The sequence below is a fragment of the Sinomonas sp. genome, from assembly GCF_036848755.1.
GTDB lineage: Bacteria > Actinomycetota > Actinomycetes > Actinomycetales > Micrococcaceae > Sinomonas.
Window position 1 is genome coordinate 1 of sequence record NZ_DAIUJO010000047.1, and the last position, 13878, is coordinate 13878.

Here is a 13878-nt window from a genome sequence, read left to right on the forward strand (position 1 = left end):
AAGCGGTAGTCCTCGATGGCGACGATCGCGTTGCGCATGTTCATCGACATCTGGCCCAGCGGCACGTCCGTCCTGTTCTCGGTGAACAGGGTGGCTATCAGGGACCCGTCGTCAGCCAGGACCCGGGTCACCTGTGCCGGCGGGGCGACCTTCAAGTCGCTCGGAAGGCTGTCGAAGAACTGCACCGACCCGTTCGCCGCCGCCGCCGTCGCAGCGACAGCCGGCCCCATGAGGCCAGCCACGAGGGCCCCGCAGAAGACGCTGACGCAAAGGAAGGCGAGCACCTTCCCCAGCACTGCGCTCGTTCTGACGAATCGAGCCTTCGCTGTCCCGGAGGAGACTTCTCTGGCTCGCATGGTTGGACATCCTTCCTCAGATGGGGCGGGTACACGCCACGGGCAGCCTACAGGGACGATCCTCCCCAGCCGCGTCTAAGGGATTTCTAAGAATCTCCGACCGGTCACTCTTCGTCGCCCGGTCACGGCTGCTCTCGGCGGCCCCGCAGAAGCGGGAACATGAACCCCAGCGCGAGTACCTGGGTCGCGACGGTGAAGACGACGACCGCGGGGATCGAGGCTTGGTAGAGCGCTCCGATGATGGTCGAGCCGGCGAGCCAGGCGAGGCCGTAGATCGCTGTGAAGGTCCCGTAGGCCGTGCCCCGGTGGGCGGCGGGGACCAGATCGGCGACGGCGGCGCGGAGCGTGGATTCGTGCATGCCCGTGGCCGCTCCCCACACTGCCGCACCAATCCAGACGAGCGCGGGGTCCGTGCTGAAGGACAGGAAGGGCACCGCGGCCCCGAGAGGGAGCGCAACAAGGAGTCCGCTCAGGCCAAGCCTGTCGTAGAGGGCTCCTGAAGCGAGCGCGGCAAGGGCCGCGGCTCCCATCGCGACGGCGTAGGCCACGGGGATGAGGGGTTCGGGAAGCACCTTGCGGACCTCGAGGTGGTAAGAGATCACGGCGAAGGTCGCAAATCCGAGCATCGAGGTCGCCGTGAAGGCGCTGTACCACCAGAACCTGCGGGGTAGCGCCCTCGCTCTCGTAGGCGCCCCACTGGGCTGTACCCCACTGGGCTGTGCAGCCCTGGGCTGTACCGGATGCTCTGCCCGGTCGCGACCGTAGCGCTCTGGAGCGGGCACGGCACGCCGCACCCAAACGACCGCGAGCAGTGCGAGCACACCCGGAATGGCAAGGATCCCGAAGCCGGCTTGGTACCCCGAGACTGCCACCATCAGTGCAACCAGCAGGGGGCCGACGAAGGCACCCGACTGGTCCAAGGCCTCATGGACGGCGAACGCCTTCCCCTGGCCCATGACGGTGCCCGCATGAGAAAGCATCGTGTCACGGGCAGGAGTCCGCACCGCCTTGCCGAACCTCTCGGCGACCACGAGCACTGAGGCCTGCCACAGGGTCTGTGCGAACGCCAGAACGGGCACTGCCACGATGGTCAGCACGTACCCCGCAATGGTCAGCGGCCAGTAGCGGCGGGTGCGATCCGCGAGCGGCCCGGTGCCCAGCCGCAGCACGAGCGAGACGGCTTCGCCGAAGCCCGTGACGAAGCCGACCAGTGCCCCAGAGGCCCCCAGGGTCGCCAAGAATGGGCCCGTGATCGAGCGTGCCCCCTCGTACACGACGTCGGCGAGCATGCTCACGATCCCGAACGCGAGCACGAAGCCCACCGGGCCGAGCCGATTCGAGCGCTCGGTCAGGGGCTGTTCCTGTGATGCCAAGGGGTCGCCTTTCCCAGGGTGGTACCGAAGACGGGCAGGACCAGGCCCACGGAGAAGAGCCTAACCCCGCGCCGCCCACCGCATCCTCAGCAGCTCCTCGAGTTCCTGTTGCTCCAGGTCGCGGTGGGCCTCGAGCAGTTCGCGCTCCAGACGGGGAATGCGGCGCTTCTCGAGCACTCGCTGCCTGCGACGGCTACTCGCGAGCTCGGCGGCGAGAAGGAGCACGGCGCGGTCCGCAGCGGCGCTCGCCGCCGCGGCGGCGAGTGCGTCGCGGTGCGCTACGGCGCACTCGCGCAGAGCCCAGCTGCCGCCGCTCGGCTCGAGGTCAGGCAGGGCGCATTTCGCCAAGGTCGGGCGGGCGGTGCCGAGCGTGGCCCCCCAGACGACGTCGAGCACCGCCGGCCCGGAAGCGCCCGCCTCCGCGAGGCGATCCGCGCCGTCGAGCGCCTCAGCACGATGAAGCCACCTGAGCGCGTCCTCAGCCCGCTTCCGCCATTCCTCGGCGGCACGCCCGGCCTCAAGCTCGTACCGCGCCAGCTCCTCGGCGAGAATCCGCTGCTTCCGATCTAGCATGCGGGCTCCGGCGCGGGCGGCAGCGAGCCGACGTTCGGTGGCGACGATCGCGGCACGCCCTGCAATCTTCATGGCCGCGCGTGGTTCTCGGGCAGGTAGCGCTCGACGAGCGCCTGCGGAATCATGCTCAGCTCCCGCCGAGGCAGGCTACCGAGGGCCTTCCAAACCCGGTCCAGGGTGTCACCGATCCCCCGTGACTCTGAGCGTCCTTGGCTCAGGAGCCCCTGTTCGAGGAGCCCCCGGTAGGCGAGGTAGCTCTGGTCGGTCTCGCTCATCGCCGCCGTGCCAACGAGCTCGGCGAGCTCCGCCGTCTGCCGCGCACGCGCGAGGGCGGAGAGCGCCTGCGCCGAAATGTGGAGGTGATCCTCGCGGGTGCGGCCCTCCCCTGCCCCGCTGCGCATGAGGCGCGAGAGTGAAGACAGGACGTCGACGGGCGGATAGATCCCCCGGGCGGCGACCTCGGCAGAGAGCACGATCTGACCCTCGGTGATGTAGCCCGTGAGGTCCGGCACCGGATGGGTGATGTCGCCCGCCGGCATGGTGAGCACGGGCATGATGGTGACCGAGCCGTCACGGCCCCGCACGCGCCCGCACCGTTCGTAGATGCTGGCCAGATCGCTGTACAGGTAGCCGGGGTACCCGCGTCGGGCCGGGATCTCTCCCCGTGCGGCGGCCACCTCGCGGACGGCCTCGGCGTAGCTCGTCATGTCGGACATGATGACGAGCACGTCGATGCCCTCCTCGTACGCCAGGTGCTCGGCCACGGTGAGTGCGATTCGCGGGGTGATGATCCGTTCTATGACCGGGTCGTCGGCCGCGTTGAGGAACAGCACGAGCTCCGACGCGGAAGATCGTTCCTCGAGCCGGTCCCTGACGAAGGCAATGTCCGCATGGGTCAACCCCATGGCGGCGAACACGACGAGGAAGGAGTTCCCCGAGGAAGTCGCCTGGGCGGCGATCTGTGTGGCCAGGTCCAGATGCGCGAGACCCGGTACGGAAAAGATCGGGAGCTTCTGGCCTTTGACGACCGTCATGAGAGCGTCGACCGCCGAGACCCCCGTGATCACGGGCTCTTCGGGCGGCTCGCGATGGACGGGGTTCAGCGGCCAGCCGTTGATCGGCCTGACGGCCGTTCCCGTGATGGGGGGCCCCGAGTCCAGCGGGGCTCCGCGCCCGTTGCACGCGCGCCCGAGCCATCCGCGGCCGACGGCGATGTGCAGCGGCCTGCCCTCGAATCGCACCTCGAGTCCGCCCAGGGCGAGCCCGTCGGTCGGTTCGAGGACCTGCAGAGTGGCCAGATCGCCCTCGACTTCGAGGACCAGACCGTGCCGCACTGCGCCGTCGGGCGATTCGATGTCAGCAAACTCGTCCCAGCCCACGCCCTCGGCGCCCCCTACCACGAGCAACGGCCCACGCAGCTCGCGGACGTCGGTATGGGCCACGGAAGGTCTCTGGTCCTGGCCTTCGACGACGGTCCGTGGCTGGCTGCTCACGCGAGCTCCGCGAGCTGACGCAGCAAAGTCTCCCGTCGGGCGGCGACGCCAGCGGCGTCGCCGGAGGCCGTCTCCTCTGCGGCACGGAGCATGAGGCTGTAATCGGCCTGCTCGATGGTCGCCGGAGGGACGCCGCGGTCGATCAGCCCGTGGCATGCGTCGACGACGGCGAGCGCGAGTCCGAGCAGGGCGACGCCCTTCTCGATCGAGCAGAAGCCGTCGTTCGGGCTGAGGGCGTTCTGCCGGAGGACTCCGTCCCGCACGAGCCGTCCTCCGAGCATCATCACTCGTTCGTGGCCCGGCAGCGAGGTGGTTCCGATGACTTCGGCGAGGGCGGCGAGACGGTCCGCCTCGCTCAGGAGCACCGAGGCCCTGAGCCTTTGACTTGCCCATGCCTCGTTGCCGTTCGCACTGTGCCACGCTGCGACAGCCTCGAGATCGCGTGTGAACGAGCCGGACCAGCTCACGGCGGGATAGTGCCGCGCGTAGGCGAGGTCGCGGTCGAGGAGCCAGAGCGAGCGCACGAAGCGTTGGGTGTCCGTCGTCACGGGTTCGGTCATGTCCCCGCCCGGGGGCGAGACCGCGCCCACGACCGTCACCGAGCCGCCCTCCCCGCCGAGTGTCACGACCCGTCCCGCGCGCTCGTAGAAGGCGGCCAGGTTCGAGGCGAGGCTCGCGGGATACCCTTCCTCGGCCGGAAGCTCGCCGTTGCGGTTCGCGAACTCGCGCAGGGCCTCGGCCCACCGCGATGTCGAGTCCGCAATGACGAGCGCGTCGTACCCCATGTCCCTGAAGTACTCCGCCACCGTGAGCCCGGTGTACACGCTGGCTTCACGGGCCATCATCGGCATGTTCGAGGTGTTCGCGATGATGACTGTCCGGTCGATGAGGCGCCCCCCGGTGCGGGCGTCTTCGAGTTCCGACAGCGACCCGAGGACGTCAGCCATTTCGTTGCCGCGCTCGCCGCAGCCCACGTAGACGATCACATCGGCTGAACTCCATTTCGCGATCTGCTGCAGGAGGAGCGTCTTGCCCGTGCCGAAGCCGCCGGGAACGGCCGCCGCTGCGCCGAGGGGCAGGGGGAACATGAGATCGAGCACGCGTTGGCCGGTGTGGAGGGGGACGATGTCGCTCGTCCTCCGGCGGAAGGGGCGCGGGCGGCGGATGGGCCATCTCTCGGCGAGAGTCACGTCGCGGTCCCCGATGCGCGCAACGGGGTCGGCGAGGCGCACGCGAGCAGACCGGGCGATCCAGGTGACCTCGCCAGCCGTCCCCGGCGGGACGAGCACCCTGTGCTCGAGCGAGCCCGAACCCGTCACGGTGCCAAGGAGGTCCCCCGGGGAGACGCTCGCCCCGGCTGCCGCTCGGGGCAGGAACTCCCATGCCCTCGACGTGGGTGCCGTCCCGGCGTCTGCGCCCCGTTCCGCGGTGAGCCAGAGGGGCTCGGAGGAGAGCGGTCGGAGCAGACCGTCGAAGACGCCGCCCAGGAGGCCGGGGCCCAGAAGGCCCGCGAGAGGGCGCCCGGTCCCCTCGGCCCGGTCCCCGCAGGCGAGCCCGCCGGTGTACTCGTAGGCCTGCACCGTGGCGCGCGTCCCCGTCACGGAGATCGTCTCGCCGCTGATGGCCTGGGGCCCGAGCCGCACGAGTTCGAGGATGGCCAGGCCTTCCAATCCCTCCACCTCGACGAGGGGGCCATTGACGCGTGCGATCCGGCCGATCTTCCCGGCCGGGGTTCCGTCGCTCAGTCGGTCCACAGACGGGACACCTCCTCTGGCGTGCGCGCGGCCTCCCGGAGTGCGAGGGTGGGCAGAGACAAGTCCAGACGTCGGGTGCCCGCGACCGCGACGACGCCCCCCTCGGGGCTCTCCCGCAGCTCGGCTTCGGGACCGAGCAACTCGTGGGCCTGCGCCGTCAGCCTCTCCAGGAGGACCTCGTACCGGGGATCCTTCCGGCTCTCCGCGGCAGCCACGCGGAGTCGGCGGACGAGTTCGAGCCGCACGGCCTCCTGGGCTGCGAGCACCCGCTCGCGGGCCGCCCGGCGGCTCCGGGAGGAACGGGATCGTGCATCTGCTCTCGCGTCCGCCTGCCCTTGGGCCGTGGCCTCACCCGCGATGCGGCGCGCTTCGGCGTCCGCGTCCGCCCGCAACGAGGCCGCCCGGCGTCGTGCGTCCTCGAGAATCTGCTCGGCGCGTCGTCCGGCGCCCGACGCAAGCGCATCCCGGAGCGGTGCGAGCGCGGCTTCTGCGGGGCCGCTCAGGCCGCTCACCGGGGAAGCACCGCCACAAGCGGCCCGGCGGCCGCTTCACGCACACCCGCCACTGCGTCCGCGGCGCGGCTCGTCAGGATCACGAGTCCGGTGTCCGGGGGAAGCCCCGACCACAGCCGCCGGACCTCGGCCGGATCCTCCGCCGAGAGGACCCGAACCCCGGCCAGGGCGAAGCCGGCAAGGGTGGAGGCCTCACCGAGGGCGACGACGGCGGACGGCATGCGCCTAGGCCTTTCCGATCAGGATGATCGCCACGACCAGCCCATAGATGGCGATCCCCTCGGCCAGCCCGACGACGACCATCGCGCGCCCGAACATCTCGGGCCTCTCACTCATCGCGGCCAGCGCCGCGGAGCCGGTATACGCGACGGCGATCGCCGCACCGATCGACGAACCGGCGACGGCGATGGCCGCGGCGATGAGCGCCGAGCCGCCGGCTCCCGCCGTCGTCGTGGTACTCCCCGCGGCCTGGGCAGACGGCGCGAAGGCGGTCACGAGGACCGCCGTGACCGCAACCGCCGCACTGCCTGCGAGCAGGAAGCCGAGGGCCCGCTTCCGCCAGCGTCGCATCGCCAGGGCCGCGCCTGTGGCGACGGTGAGCGCGAGAGGTGCCACGATGATCCACACCATCAGCCGACCTGCCTTCCCGATGGGACACTCGCATCCACTGTCACAGCCGGATCCTCTCCGGGGGAAGCCAGGAGAGGCACCCATTCCACGAACGGGCGCCCCTCGGACTGGAAGATCCGGGAGAACAGCTCGTAGTACTCGAGCCGGAGGGCCTGCACGCCCGCGACGAGCGCCTCGAGGGCGAAGCTGACCGCATTGCCGACAAGGAACAGGAGCACCGCGCCGGCCGATCTCGCGTCCGGGTGCCACAGCGCGACCGTCCCGTCCCAGACCACGGCGCCGAGGGCCGCGTGGGTGAGGCCGAACGCGGCGAGGCGGGCGAAGGAGACGAGATTGGAGCCGAGTCGCACGACCGAGTCGACGACCTCGATGCTCGCCTCCACAGCTCCTTCCGCGCCGCCCCCGGCAGCCGCGAAGAGTCCCGTGAAGATCAGGGCCAGCGCTGCGCCCGCTACGACTGCGCCGCTCGTCGTGATCGGCGCTGAACCGGCGACGACGCCCCACGCGAGCAGCCCGATCGCGGTGAAGAGCAGCGAACCGGCCAGTCCGGTCCGCGAGTAGAGCGCCTGGGCCCACCCGCCTTCGCGGACGCGATTGATGGTCCCGATCGCGTAGGCGCCGGCCAGCAGGACGCCGCCGACCGCGATGGCGGTCAGCAGGAGCGGCACCGGGCTGGACAGGGGTTCGAGCCACAGCACGGGTACGAGGCCCGTGGGCCCGAACGCCTCCCCGTAGAGGAGTCCGAAGACCATGGCCGCAGCGCCCGCCCCGGTCACGAAGGACCACATCTTCCTGACCCCGGCGAAGAGGCGGATCCTGCCCGAGCGCATCACGAGGCCCGCCAGCACGAGGACGAGGCCGTGGCCGACGTCGCCGAACATCATGCCGAACATGACGACGTAGGCGACCGCCGTCAGCCGCGACGGGTCGACGTCCTCGTAGGGCACGGTGCCGTAGGTGTCAACGAGGGTGCGGGCCGCCGAGGCCTCTCCACGTGAGCTCAGGAGGGTCGGCGGCACCTTGCCGCGGGGTCGGGGCAAGGGCACGACGGCGGCGCCCTGCACTGCCACTGCCTCCTGCAGGACGCGAAGGCGGCGTGCCGGGGTCCAGGCCACGAGCCCGGCGAGCGGTCCCGAATGCACGGCCGCGCCCACGGCTCGCTCGAGTTCGGCCTCGTCCCGGCCTTGTCCGAAGGGCCCTGGTGTGTAGGGAAGGTCGAGTTCGACGAGCCCGCAGCGGGCTACGTCCCGGAGGACGTCCGGGAACCGCTCATCCATCGAGACCAGGCCGATGCGCTGCATGCGCAGCGGCGTCAGCTCCTCACGCCACGACATCGAGCACCTCGCCCCCGAGCCCTCCACCGGCCGCCGAAGCGAGCGCCGCCCGGACCCGCCACGCGTCCGAGGCCAGGACGGCGACGCCGCCCAGAACGCTCAGGGGGCCGGGCCGCGGCGAACGGACCCACGAAAGAGCATCCTCCTCGACTTGTCGGCGCAGCCGGGCCTCGACCCGCCACACGTCTTCCGTGCGGTGGACCCCGCTGAGAAGTCGGCGAGCGGCTGGCGGCAGAGCCGAGCGGAGCTCTTCGAGCGTTCCGGCGGCCTCCCAGCTGCTGCCGATCAGGCGCGAGGCCGCCTCCCGGAGGGCGGGAGGCGGGGCCCCCCCGCCGAGCAGGAGCCGATCCCTCGCGACCATCAGCACGACGGCGTCAACCTCCCACGGTCGCGAGGCGGGGGCCACCGCGGTGAGCCGCCGCATCCACGCGAGGGTGAGCCGATCCCGCAGCGGAAGACCGGCTGGAGGCCAGGCCCATACCGTGCGGGTCAGCGCAGAATCGAGCGCGGCCGGCGAGGTGGCGTGTTCAACCCGCGGCCACGCCGTGGCGAGCGTCCCGAGTTCGAAAACGGGCGGTGCGGGCCGTCCGGAGAGCCGCGACGCAAGGCCCACGATGTTGTCCCGCTCGAATCCGGCGGCCAGGGCGCGCGCGAGCCGGGCACCTGAGGGTGGCAGCCACCCCGCGAGCACCCGCAACTCCCAGAGAACGGCCGCTCGCGTCCCGTGGGCGGCTTCCTCAAGGGAGCGCGACCCGCGGACGAACCGAGCATAGAACGAGGGTGCGAGATGGGAGAGCGCCGGCTCCAGCCCATCTTGGGCAGCAATCGTCTCGCACCCTCCGGCGCCGAGGCGCTCACGCGCAAGGGCGCCAGCGCGCACTCCGGCAGCAGTCCAGCCTGGGCTCACCCCGTCGCCGCCTGGTCGAACACTCGGTCAAGGATGCGCCGGACGGCCTCCGGAAGGCGTTCCATCCCTGCCTGCTGCAGCTGGGCCGCTCGCGCTGCTGCCTCGTCCTCGAGACGGGAATCGTCGCGGGCAGCCTCCGCGAGCACCGCCTCGTAGGCGAGGCGGCGGACGCCCGGGCTCTCGGCACGCGCGTGGGCGACGACGTCGTCCGCCGCCGTCTTCGCTTCCGCAAGCTCCTGCTCGGCCTGCCTCTGCGCTGCCTCGACGACCCCATGGGCCTGGTCGAGATCCGGCGCGAGCGCCGCGAACACGGCGGCGAGCTCCGTCTCCGGCCCTACGGCATCGGCAGCGGGAACCCCGCTGGCGGCGGCCGGACCAGGCGAGCCGGCGGGCCGGAACCGGTCCAGGAAGTTCGACCGTGCCACCGCCCCTCCCTCGACCTGCTGGGACGGCGCACACCGCCCCCTGACCCTCAGTCTCTGAGGCTCACGCCATGTCCCCTAGGGCCGAAGGTCATGCCTTCAGCGCGCGCTCGAGACGCACGACGACGGACTTCGACGCCGGCGTGTTGCTCACCTCGGCCGTCGCCCCGAGGGGCACGAGCACGTTCGCCTCCGGGAAGTAGGCCGCGGCGCATCCGCGCGCGGTGGGGTACGAGACGATCCGCAGCCCGGGCAGCGTGCGATCGGCGCCGTCGTCGGCCTCGCTGTGGACGTCGACGTGCTCGCCGTCCACGAAGCCCAGCTCGGCGAGGTCGTCCGGGTTCACGAACAGGACGTGGCGCCCCTTGTGGATGCCGCGGTATCTGTCATCGAGCCCATACATCGTCGTGTTGAACTGGTCGTGCGAACGTACCGACTGCAGGAGGAGACGGCCCGCGGGGACCCGGATGGTCTCGAGGCTGTTGACCGTGAACATCGCTTTGCCCGCCTGGGTCGGGAACCGGCGCTCGTCCCGCGGCGGGTGCGCGAGCACAAACCCGCCAGGCCTTCGGATCCGCGCGTTGTAGTCCTCGCATCCCGGGCAGACGCGCGAAATGTGCTCCCGGATGGCGTCGTAGTCACGCTCGAACCCAGCCCAGTCCACCGCGTGGCCCGGGCCGAGGACCGCGCGCGCGAGCCGCGTGATGATCGAGACCTCGGAGAGGGCATTTTCCGAGACAGGCGCCAGCTTCCCGGCGGAGGGCCGCACGGCGCACACAGTGTCCTCGACGCTCACGAACTGCCTCCCCGACTGCTGCACGTCGATCTCGCTCCGCCCGAGCGTCGGAAGGATGATGGCTTCCTCGCCGACGAAGGCGTGGCTCCGGTTGAGCTTGGTGGAGATGCTGACGCTCAGTCGCGCCCGGCCCAGCGCCTTCTCGGCCACCGCAGTGTCCGAGATCGCCGAGACGAGATTCCCGCCGAGTGCAACGAACGCCCTGACTTTCCCGTCGCGAAGCGCCTCGATGCTCTGGACGGCGTCGAGCCCGTCCCGCCGAGGCGGATCGAAGCCGAACTCGCGCTGGACTGCATCGAGGAATGACGAGGGCATCTTCTCCCAGATGCCCATGGTCCGGTCTCCCTGGACGTTGCTGTGCCCCCGGATCGGCGACGGCCCGGCGCCCGGCCTGCCGATATTGCCGCGCAGGAGCAGGAGGTTGATGACCTCCTTGATCGTCGGAACGGCCTTCTTGTGCTGGGTGAGGCCCATGGCCCATGTGATGATGACCCGTTCCGCGGCGAGGTAACGGCCGGCGAGCTCATCGATCTCGGCATCCGTGAGCCCGGTGGCCAGCCGGACCTCCTCGTCGTCGAGCCCTCGGAGGTGAGACGCGAACTCCTCGAAGCCCTGGCAGTGTTCGCGGATGAATCCGTGGTCGAGCACCGTGCCCGGTGCCTCGGCCTCGGCGGCAAGCACGCGCTTCGAGACGGCCTGCAGGAGCGCCATGTCCCCGGCGAGGCGGATCTGGAGGAACTGGTCCGCGAGGTCCGTGCCGTGGCCGATGATGCCGCGCGGCCGCTGCGGATTCTTGAAGTTGATGAGGCCGGCCTCCGGGAGCGGATTGACTGCGACGATCTGCGCGCCCGCGAACTTGGCCTCTTCGAGAGCAGTGAGCATGCGGGGATGGCAGGTCCCCGGATTCTGGCCCATGACGATGATGAGGTCCGACTTGGCGAAGTCCTCGTACGACACCGCGCTCTTGCCGACGCCGATCGTCTCCTTCATCGCGGCGCCCGTGGACTCATGGCACATGTTGGAGCAGTCCGGCAGGTTGTTTGTGCCGAAGGCGCGCACGAACAGCTGGTAGACGAAGGCCGCCTCGTTGCTCGTCCGCCCGCTCGTGTAGAACGTCGCCTGATCCGGGGAGTCGAGGGCCTTGAGCTCCCGGGCGACTACTCCGAAGGCCTCCTCCCATGAGACCGGCCGGTAGTGGTCGCTCCCGGCCGGCTTGTAGACCGGCTCGACGAGGCGCCCCTGCTGCCCAAGCCAATACTCGGTGCGCTCCCGGAGTTCGCTCACGCCGTGCTCCGCCCAGAACTCCGCGGGGATCCGCAGCGGCTCGGCCTCCCACGTGAGGGCCTTGGCGCCGTTCTCGCAGAACTCGGCCACCTTCCGCTCGGGCGGATCCGGCCACGCGCAGCTCATGCAGTCGAAGCCGTCCTTCTGGTTCATGTTGAGGAAGGCCGTCGCAGACCGCACGGCGCCGAGCCGCGAGAAGGCGGCGGGCATACTGCCTACAACGCTCGGGATGCCGACCGCGCTGCGCTCGGGTGGGGTGACGGACAGCGCGGCGTCGGTGACGTCGTGGACCGGCGGCTTGCGTGCCATGGCTCTCTGCGACCTCCGTTCGGGCCCACGCGGGCCCGTCCTTCCGGTCTAGCACCGGGCTCACCCGGCGGCAATGGCGCCCGACGGCGGGGAGCCCCCTACAGCGGAACGGCCAGGGCCTCCTGCTCGGCGTACATCGTCAGGAGCGAGCGCTCGACGTCGTCGACCGCGAGGCCCGGGACGAGGTCGTCCGCCGCGCCCGCGGTGCCCGGATCGAAGGGCAGCCCGAGCGCTCGGTAGACATCGGTGAGCACCGCGCGGACCGGGGCTGCGTCGCTCACGACGAACACCGAGGAGAAGAGCCACGCACCGGCGACCACGCGCTGTGCCGTGCCGACGAGCTTGACCGGGGCGGCCGCCGCCGAACGCTCCCCCGGCACTCCGTGGACGCTGTACTCGCCGGGACAGTACTCGCCCGGGATCTCGCCGACCCGGGCATCGACCCCAAGCCGGCGGAGTACGCCGGCGTAGAGCTCCCCGAACACTTCGAAGCGGTGCCGGTGCCCCACCATTGCCTCGGCTGCGGGCTCTATGTGGTCCACGATGAGAGTGCCCTCGTGATAGGCCGCGGCCCGGCCGCCGGCCTTCCGGACGACCGGTTCAAAGCCCCGTGCGAGGGACGCGACGCGGGCGGCCTCGAAACCGGGCAGCCGCGTGTCTCGCTGGCCGAACGCCATCGTGGGCCGCGGGCGGTAGAGCCGCAGCGTCGGCCCGCGCAGCCCTCGCTTGACCTCGTCGAGAAGCTCGGCTGCCCGGCCGAGCTGCGCGCCAGCGTCAGCCTTGGCGCGGTCCTCCATGACGGCAAGTGGGGCCGCGACGCCGTCGTTCCATGCTGCCATCTCTCAGGTCCGGCGGAGCGTGAGAATCTGCTCGGCGCGGCCGAACGGCCCGTCGTCGTCATGCAGAATCGAGGACGTGAGGCCGATGCCGTCGGCCCCGAACGAGACGGCGTTGTCGATCCCGAGCCACTCTCCCGAGGGCTGCCGATACAGATGAATCTGCAGGTCGACGTTCGGGAACGCCCAGCTCCCCGGGCCCGGCGGCACCCTCGTGGCGATCCCATTCGCAGTGTCCACAAGGCCCATGAGGCGTACCCAGTCCGGGCTCTCGACGCCGTCGATGAGCGGGTGGGGCGTGCGGATCCACACCGTCCCGCTGCCGGAGCGATGATGTGGCGCCTGATACATCTCCAGGGAGCGGATATACCCGCCCGGCCACTCCGTCGTGCCGTCCCACCGCTCGCAGTCCTCGCGCGGGGGAATCCGCGGGTCTTCGACCGCGGCGACCGACGACGTGTCGCTCTGGGCGAGGCGCCATGCCGTGGCCCGGATGACAGCGCGGCCCTTCGTGGAGAGCTCGGCCTGAATGAGCTCGATGGTGCGCCCCGGCCTCAGGGTCTTCGTCGTGACCTCGCACTCCCCGGCGTGGATCAGCCCGAGGATCTCGTAGCTGATCCGGGCGATGCGGAGACCGGCGCGCGGCTCGTGGAGCTCGAGTGCGTGGGCAAGGAGACCGGACGGCGGCGCCATGTGCTGCTCGTGCGCGTTCCATGCGCCCTGGGCATGGATCGTGGATCGGTAGCGGCCTCCGCCGAGGTCCTCATAGTAGAAGTCGCCCTGCGCGAGCTCGATCCGTCCGCTCGCCTGCTGCGTCTCCGTCACGCGGTGTTCCTTTCCTCCGGCGCTGCGCCCTCGCGCGCCTCATCCACCCTAACGGCAATCGCACCGGGCGGGCTCCGACGTGCCGTCGTCCATCTCGCCTGGCTGAAGCACCAACACGCCGAAGGCGGGCCGGCATGCCGCCGTCCCGCCTTCTTCGCGTTGGATCCCGGACTAGTCCTCGAAAAGTCCGACGGTGAAGGTGTCCGGTCCGCTCCGAATGACCTTGACCCGCTCCCGCGGGGCGCTTGTCTTCGTCGAAACGTGGGCGACCGCTGCGTCGAGCGTGTGGTCGATGGTCGAGGGGTCCCAGATCTTGAGGGTTACCGAGTGGCTATCAAAGCTCATGCGCCTTTGCCTTCTTTGATGGTCGTTGCCCGTGCACGGCCCCGCTGCTATGCGGCGAGTCCATGCCTGGCACCTGCTCCTCGTTGAGCGCGGCGTTATCGACTGTGCCATGCCCGGCTCGCCGGATGC

14 protein-coding genes and 1 pseudogene are annotated in these 13878 nt (G+C 70.6%); all 15 read right to left on the reverse strand.

Annotated features, from left to right (window positions below; genetic code table 11):
• Window positions 1–356: pseudogene (locus V7053_RS09385) on the reverse strand (transglycosylase domain-containing protein); the annotation flags it as partial.
• Between the two features lie 122 nt (window positions 357–478).
• Window positions 479–1729: an MFS transporter gene (locus V7053_RS09390; RefSeq protein WP_334172015.1), complete on the reverse strand. Its 1251-nt coding sequence runs from the start codon at window positions 1727–1729 to the stop codon at window positions 479–481.
• 60 nt (window positions 1730–1789) lie between these two features.
• Complete coding sequence (locus tag V7053_RS09395; protein WP_334172016.1) at window positions 1790–2374, reverse strand: V-type ATP synthase subunit D; 585 nt, start codon at window positions 2372–2374, stop codon at window positions 1790–1792.
• The gene (locus V7053_RS09400) at window positions 2371–3795 is read right to left on the reverse strand and encodes a V-type ATP synthase subunit B (RefSeq protein WP_334172017.1); all 1425 of its coding nucleotides are present in this window, start codon (window positions 3793–3795) and stop codon (window positions 2371–2373) included. The genes V7053_RS09395 and V7053_RS09400 overlap by 4 nt, the downstream gene beginning before the upstream one ends.
• Window positions 3792–5549, reverse strand: coding sequence for a V-type ATP synthase subunit A (locus tag V7053_RS09405; RefSeq protein ID WP_334172018.1), 1758 nt, complete (start codon window positions 5547–5549; stop codon window positions 3792–3794). The genes V7053_RS09400 and V7053_RS09405 overlap by 4 nt, the downstream gene beginning before the upstream one ends.
• A complete protein-coding gene (locus V7053_RS09410; RefSeq protein ID WP_334172019.1) occupies window positions 5537–6061 on the reverse strand; it encodes a V-type ATP synthase subunit E family protein in 525 nt (174 codons plus the stop codon). The genes V7053_RS09405 and V7053_RS09410 overlap by 13 nt, the downstream gene beginning before the upstream one ends.
• Window positions 6058–6282 (reverse strand): V-type ATP synthase subunit F, encoded by a 225-nt coding sequence (locus tag V7053_RS09415; RefSeq protein WP_334172020.1) that lies wholly within the window; start codon window positions 6280–6282, stop codon window positions 6058–6060. Before V7053_RS09415 ends, V7053_RS09410 begins: the two co-directional genes overlap by 4 nt.
• Before the next feature lie 4 nt (window positions 6283–6286).
• Window positions 6287–6691, reverse strand: a complete 405-nt coding sequence (locus V7053_RS09420; RefSeq protein ID WP_334172021.1) for an ATP synthase subunit C — start codon at window positions 6689–6691, stop codon at window positions 6287–6289.
• Complete coding sequence (locus V7053_RS09425; protein WP_334172022.1) at window positions 6691–8025, reverse strand: V-type ATPase 116kDa subunit family protein; 1335 nt, start codon at window positions 8023–8025, stop codon at window positions 6691–6693. The genes V7053_RS09420 and V7053_RS09425 overlap by 1 nt, the downstream gene beginning before the upstream one ends.
• The gene (locus tag V7053_RS09430) at window positions 8012–8932 is read right to left on the reverse strand and encodes a hypothetical protein (RefSeq protein WP_334172023.1); all 921 of its coding nucleotides are present in this window, start codon (window positions 8930–8932) and stop codon (window positions 8012–8014) included. Before V7053_RS09430 ends, V7053_RS09425 begins: the two co-directional genes overlap by 14 nt.
• A complete protein-coding gene (locus V7053_RS09435; protein ID WP_334172024.1) occupies window positions 8929–9357 on the reverse strand; it encodes a hypothetical protein in 429 nt (142 codons plus the stop codon). The genes V7053_RS09430 and V7053_RS09435 overlap by 4 nt, the downstream gene beginning before the upstream one ends.
• Before the next feature lie 88 nt (window positions 9358–9445).
• Window positions 9446–11743 (reverse strand): FdhF/YdeP family oxidoreductase, encoded by a 2298-nt coding sequence (locus V7053_RS09440; protein WP_334172025.1) that lies wholly within the window; start codon window positions 11741–11743, stop codon window positions 9446–9448.
• 98 nt (window positions 11744–11841) lie between these two features.
• Window positions 11842–12582 (reverse strand): lipoate--protein ligase family protein, encoded by a 741-nt coding sequence (locus tag V7053_RS09445; RefSeq protein ID WP_443022601.1) that lies wholly within the window; start codon window positions 12580–12582, stop codon window positions 11842–11844.
• Between the two features lie 3 nt (window positions 12583–12585).
• Window positions 12586–13404 (reverse strand): thioesterase family protein, encoded by an 819-nt coding sequence (locus V7053_RS09450; protein ID WP_334172026.1) that lies wholly within the window; start codon window positions 13402–13404, stop codon window positions 12586–12588.
• Window positions 13405–13575: 171 nt separating this feature from the next.
• Window positions 13576–13749, reverse strand: coding sequence for a hypothetical protein (locus V7053_RS09455; RefSeq protein WP_334172027.1), 174 nt, complete (start codon window positions 13747–13749; stop codon window positions 13576–13578).
• Window positions 13750–13878 lie beyond the last annotated feature (129 nt).

Excerpts from the sequence above, each read along its gene's own strand:
- V7053_RS09455 (WP_334172027.1), bottom strand. The coding sequence starts at position 13,749 with ATGAGCTTTGATAGCCACTCGGTAACCCTCAAGATCTGGGACCCCTCG.
- V7053_RS09395 (WP_334172016.1), bottom strand. The coding sequence starts at position 2,374 with ATGAAGATTGCAGGGCGTGCCGCGATCGTCGCCACCGAACGTCGGCTC.
- V7053_RS09415 (WP_334172020.1), bottom strand. The coding sequence starts at position 6,282 with ATGCCGTCCGCCGTCGTCGCCCTCGGTGAGGCCTCCACCCTTGCCGGC.
- V7053_RS09440 (WP_334172025.1), bottom strand. The coding sequence starts at position 11,743 with ATGGCACGCAAGCCGCCGGTCCACGACGTCACCGACGCCGCGCTGTCC.
- V7053_RS09425 (WP_334172022.1), bottom strand. The coding sequence starts at position 8,025 with ATGTCGTGGCGTGAGGAGCTGACGCCGCTGCGCATGCAGCGCATCGGC.
- V7053_RS09445 (WP_443022601.1), bottom strand. The coding sequence starts at position 12,582 with ATGGCAGCATGGAACGACGGCGTCGCGGCCCCACTTGCCGTCATGGAG.
- V7053_RS09420 (WP_334172021.1), bottom strand. The coding sequence starts at position 6,691 with ATGGTGTGGATCATCGTGGCACCTCTCGCGCTCACCGTCGCCACAGGC.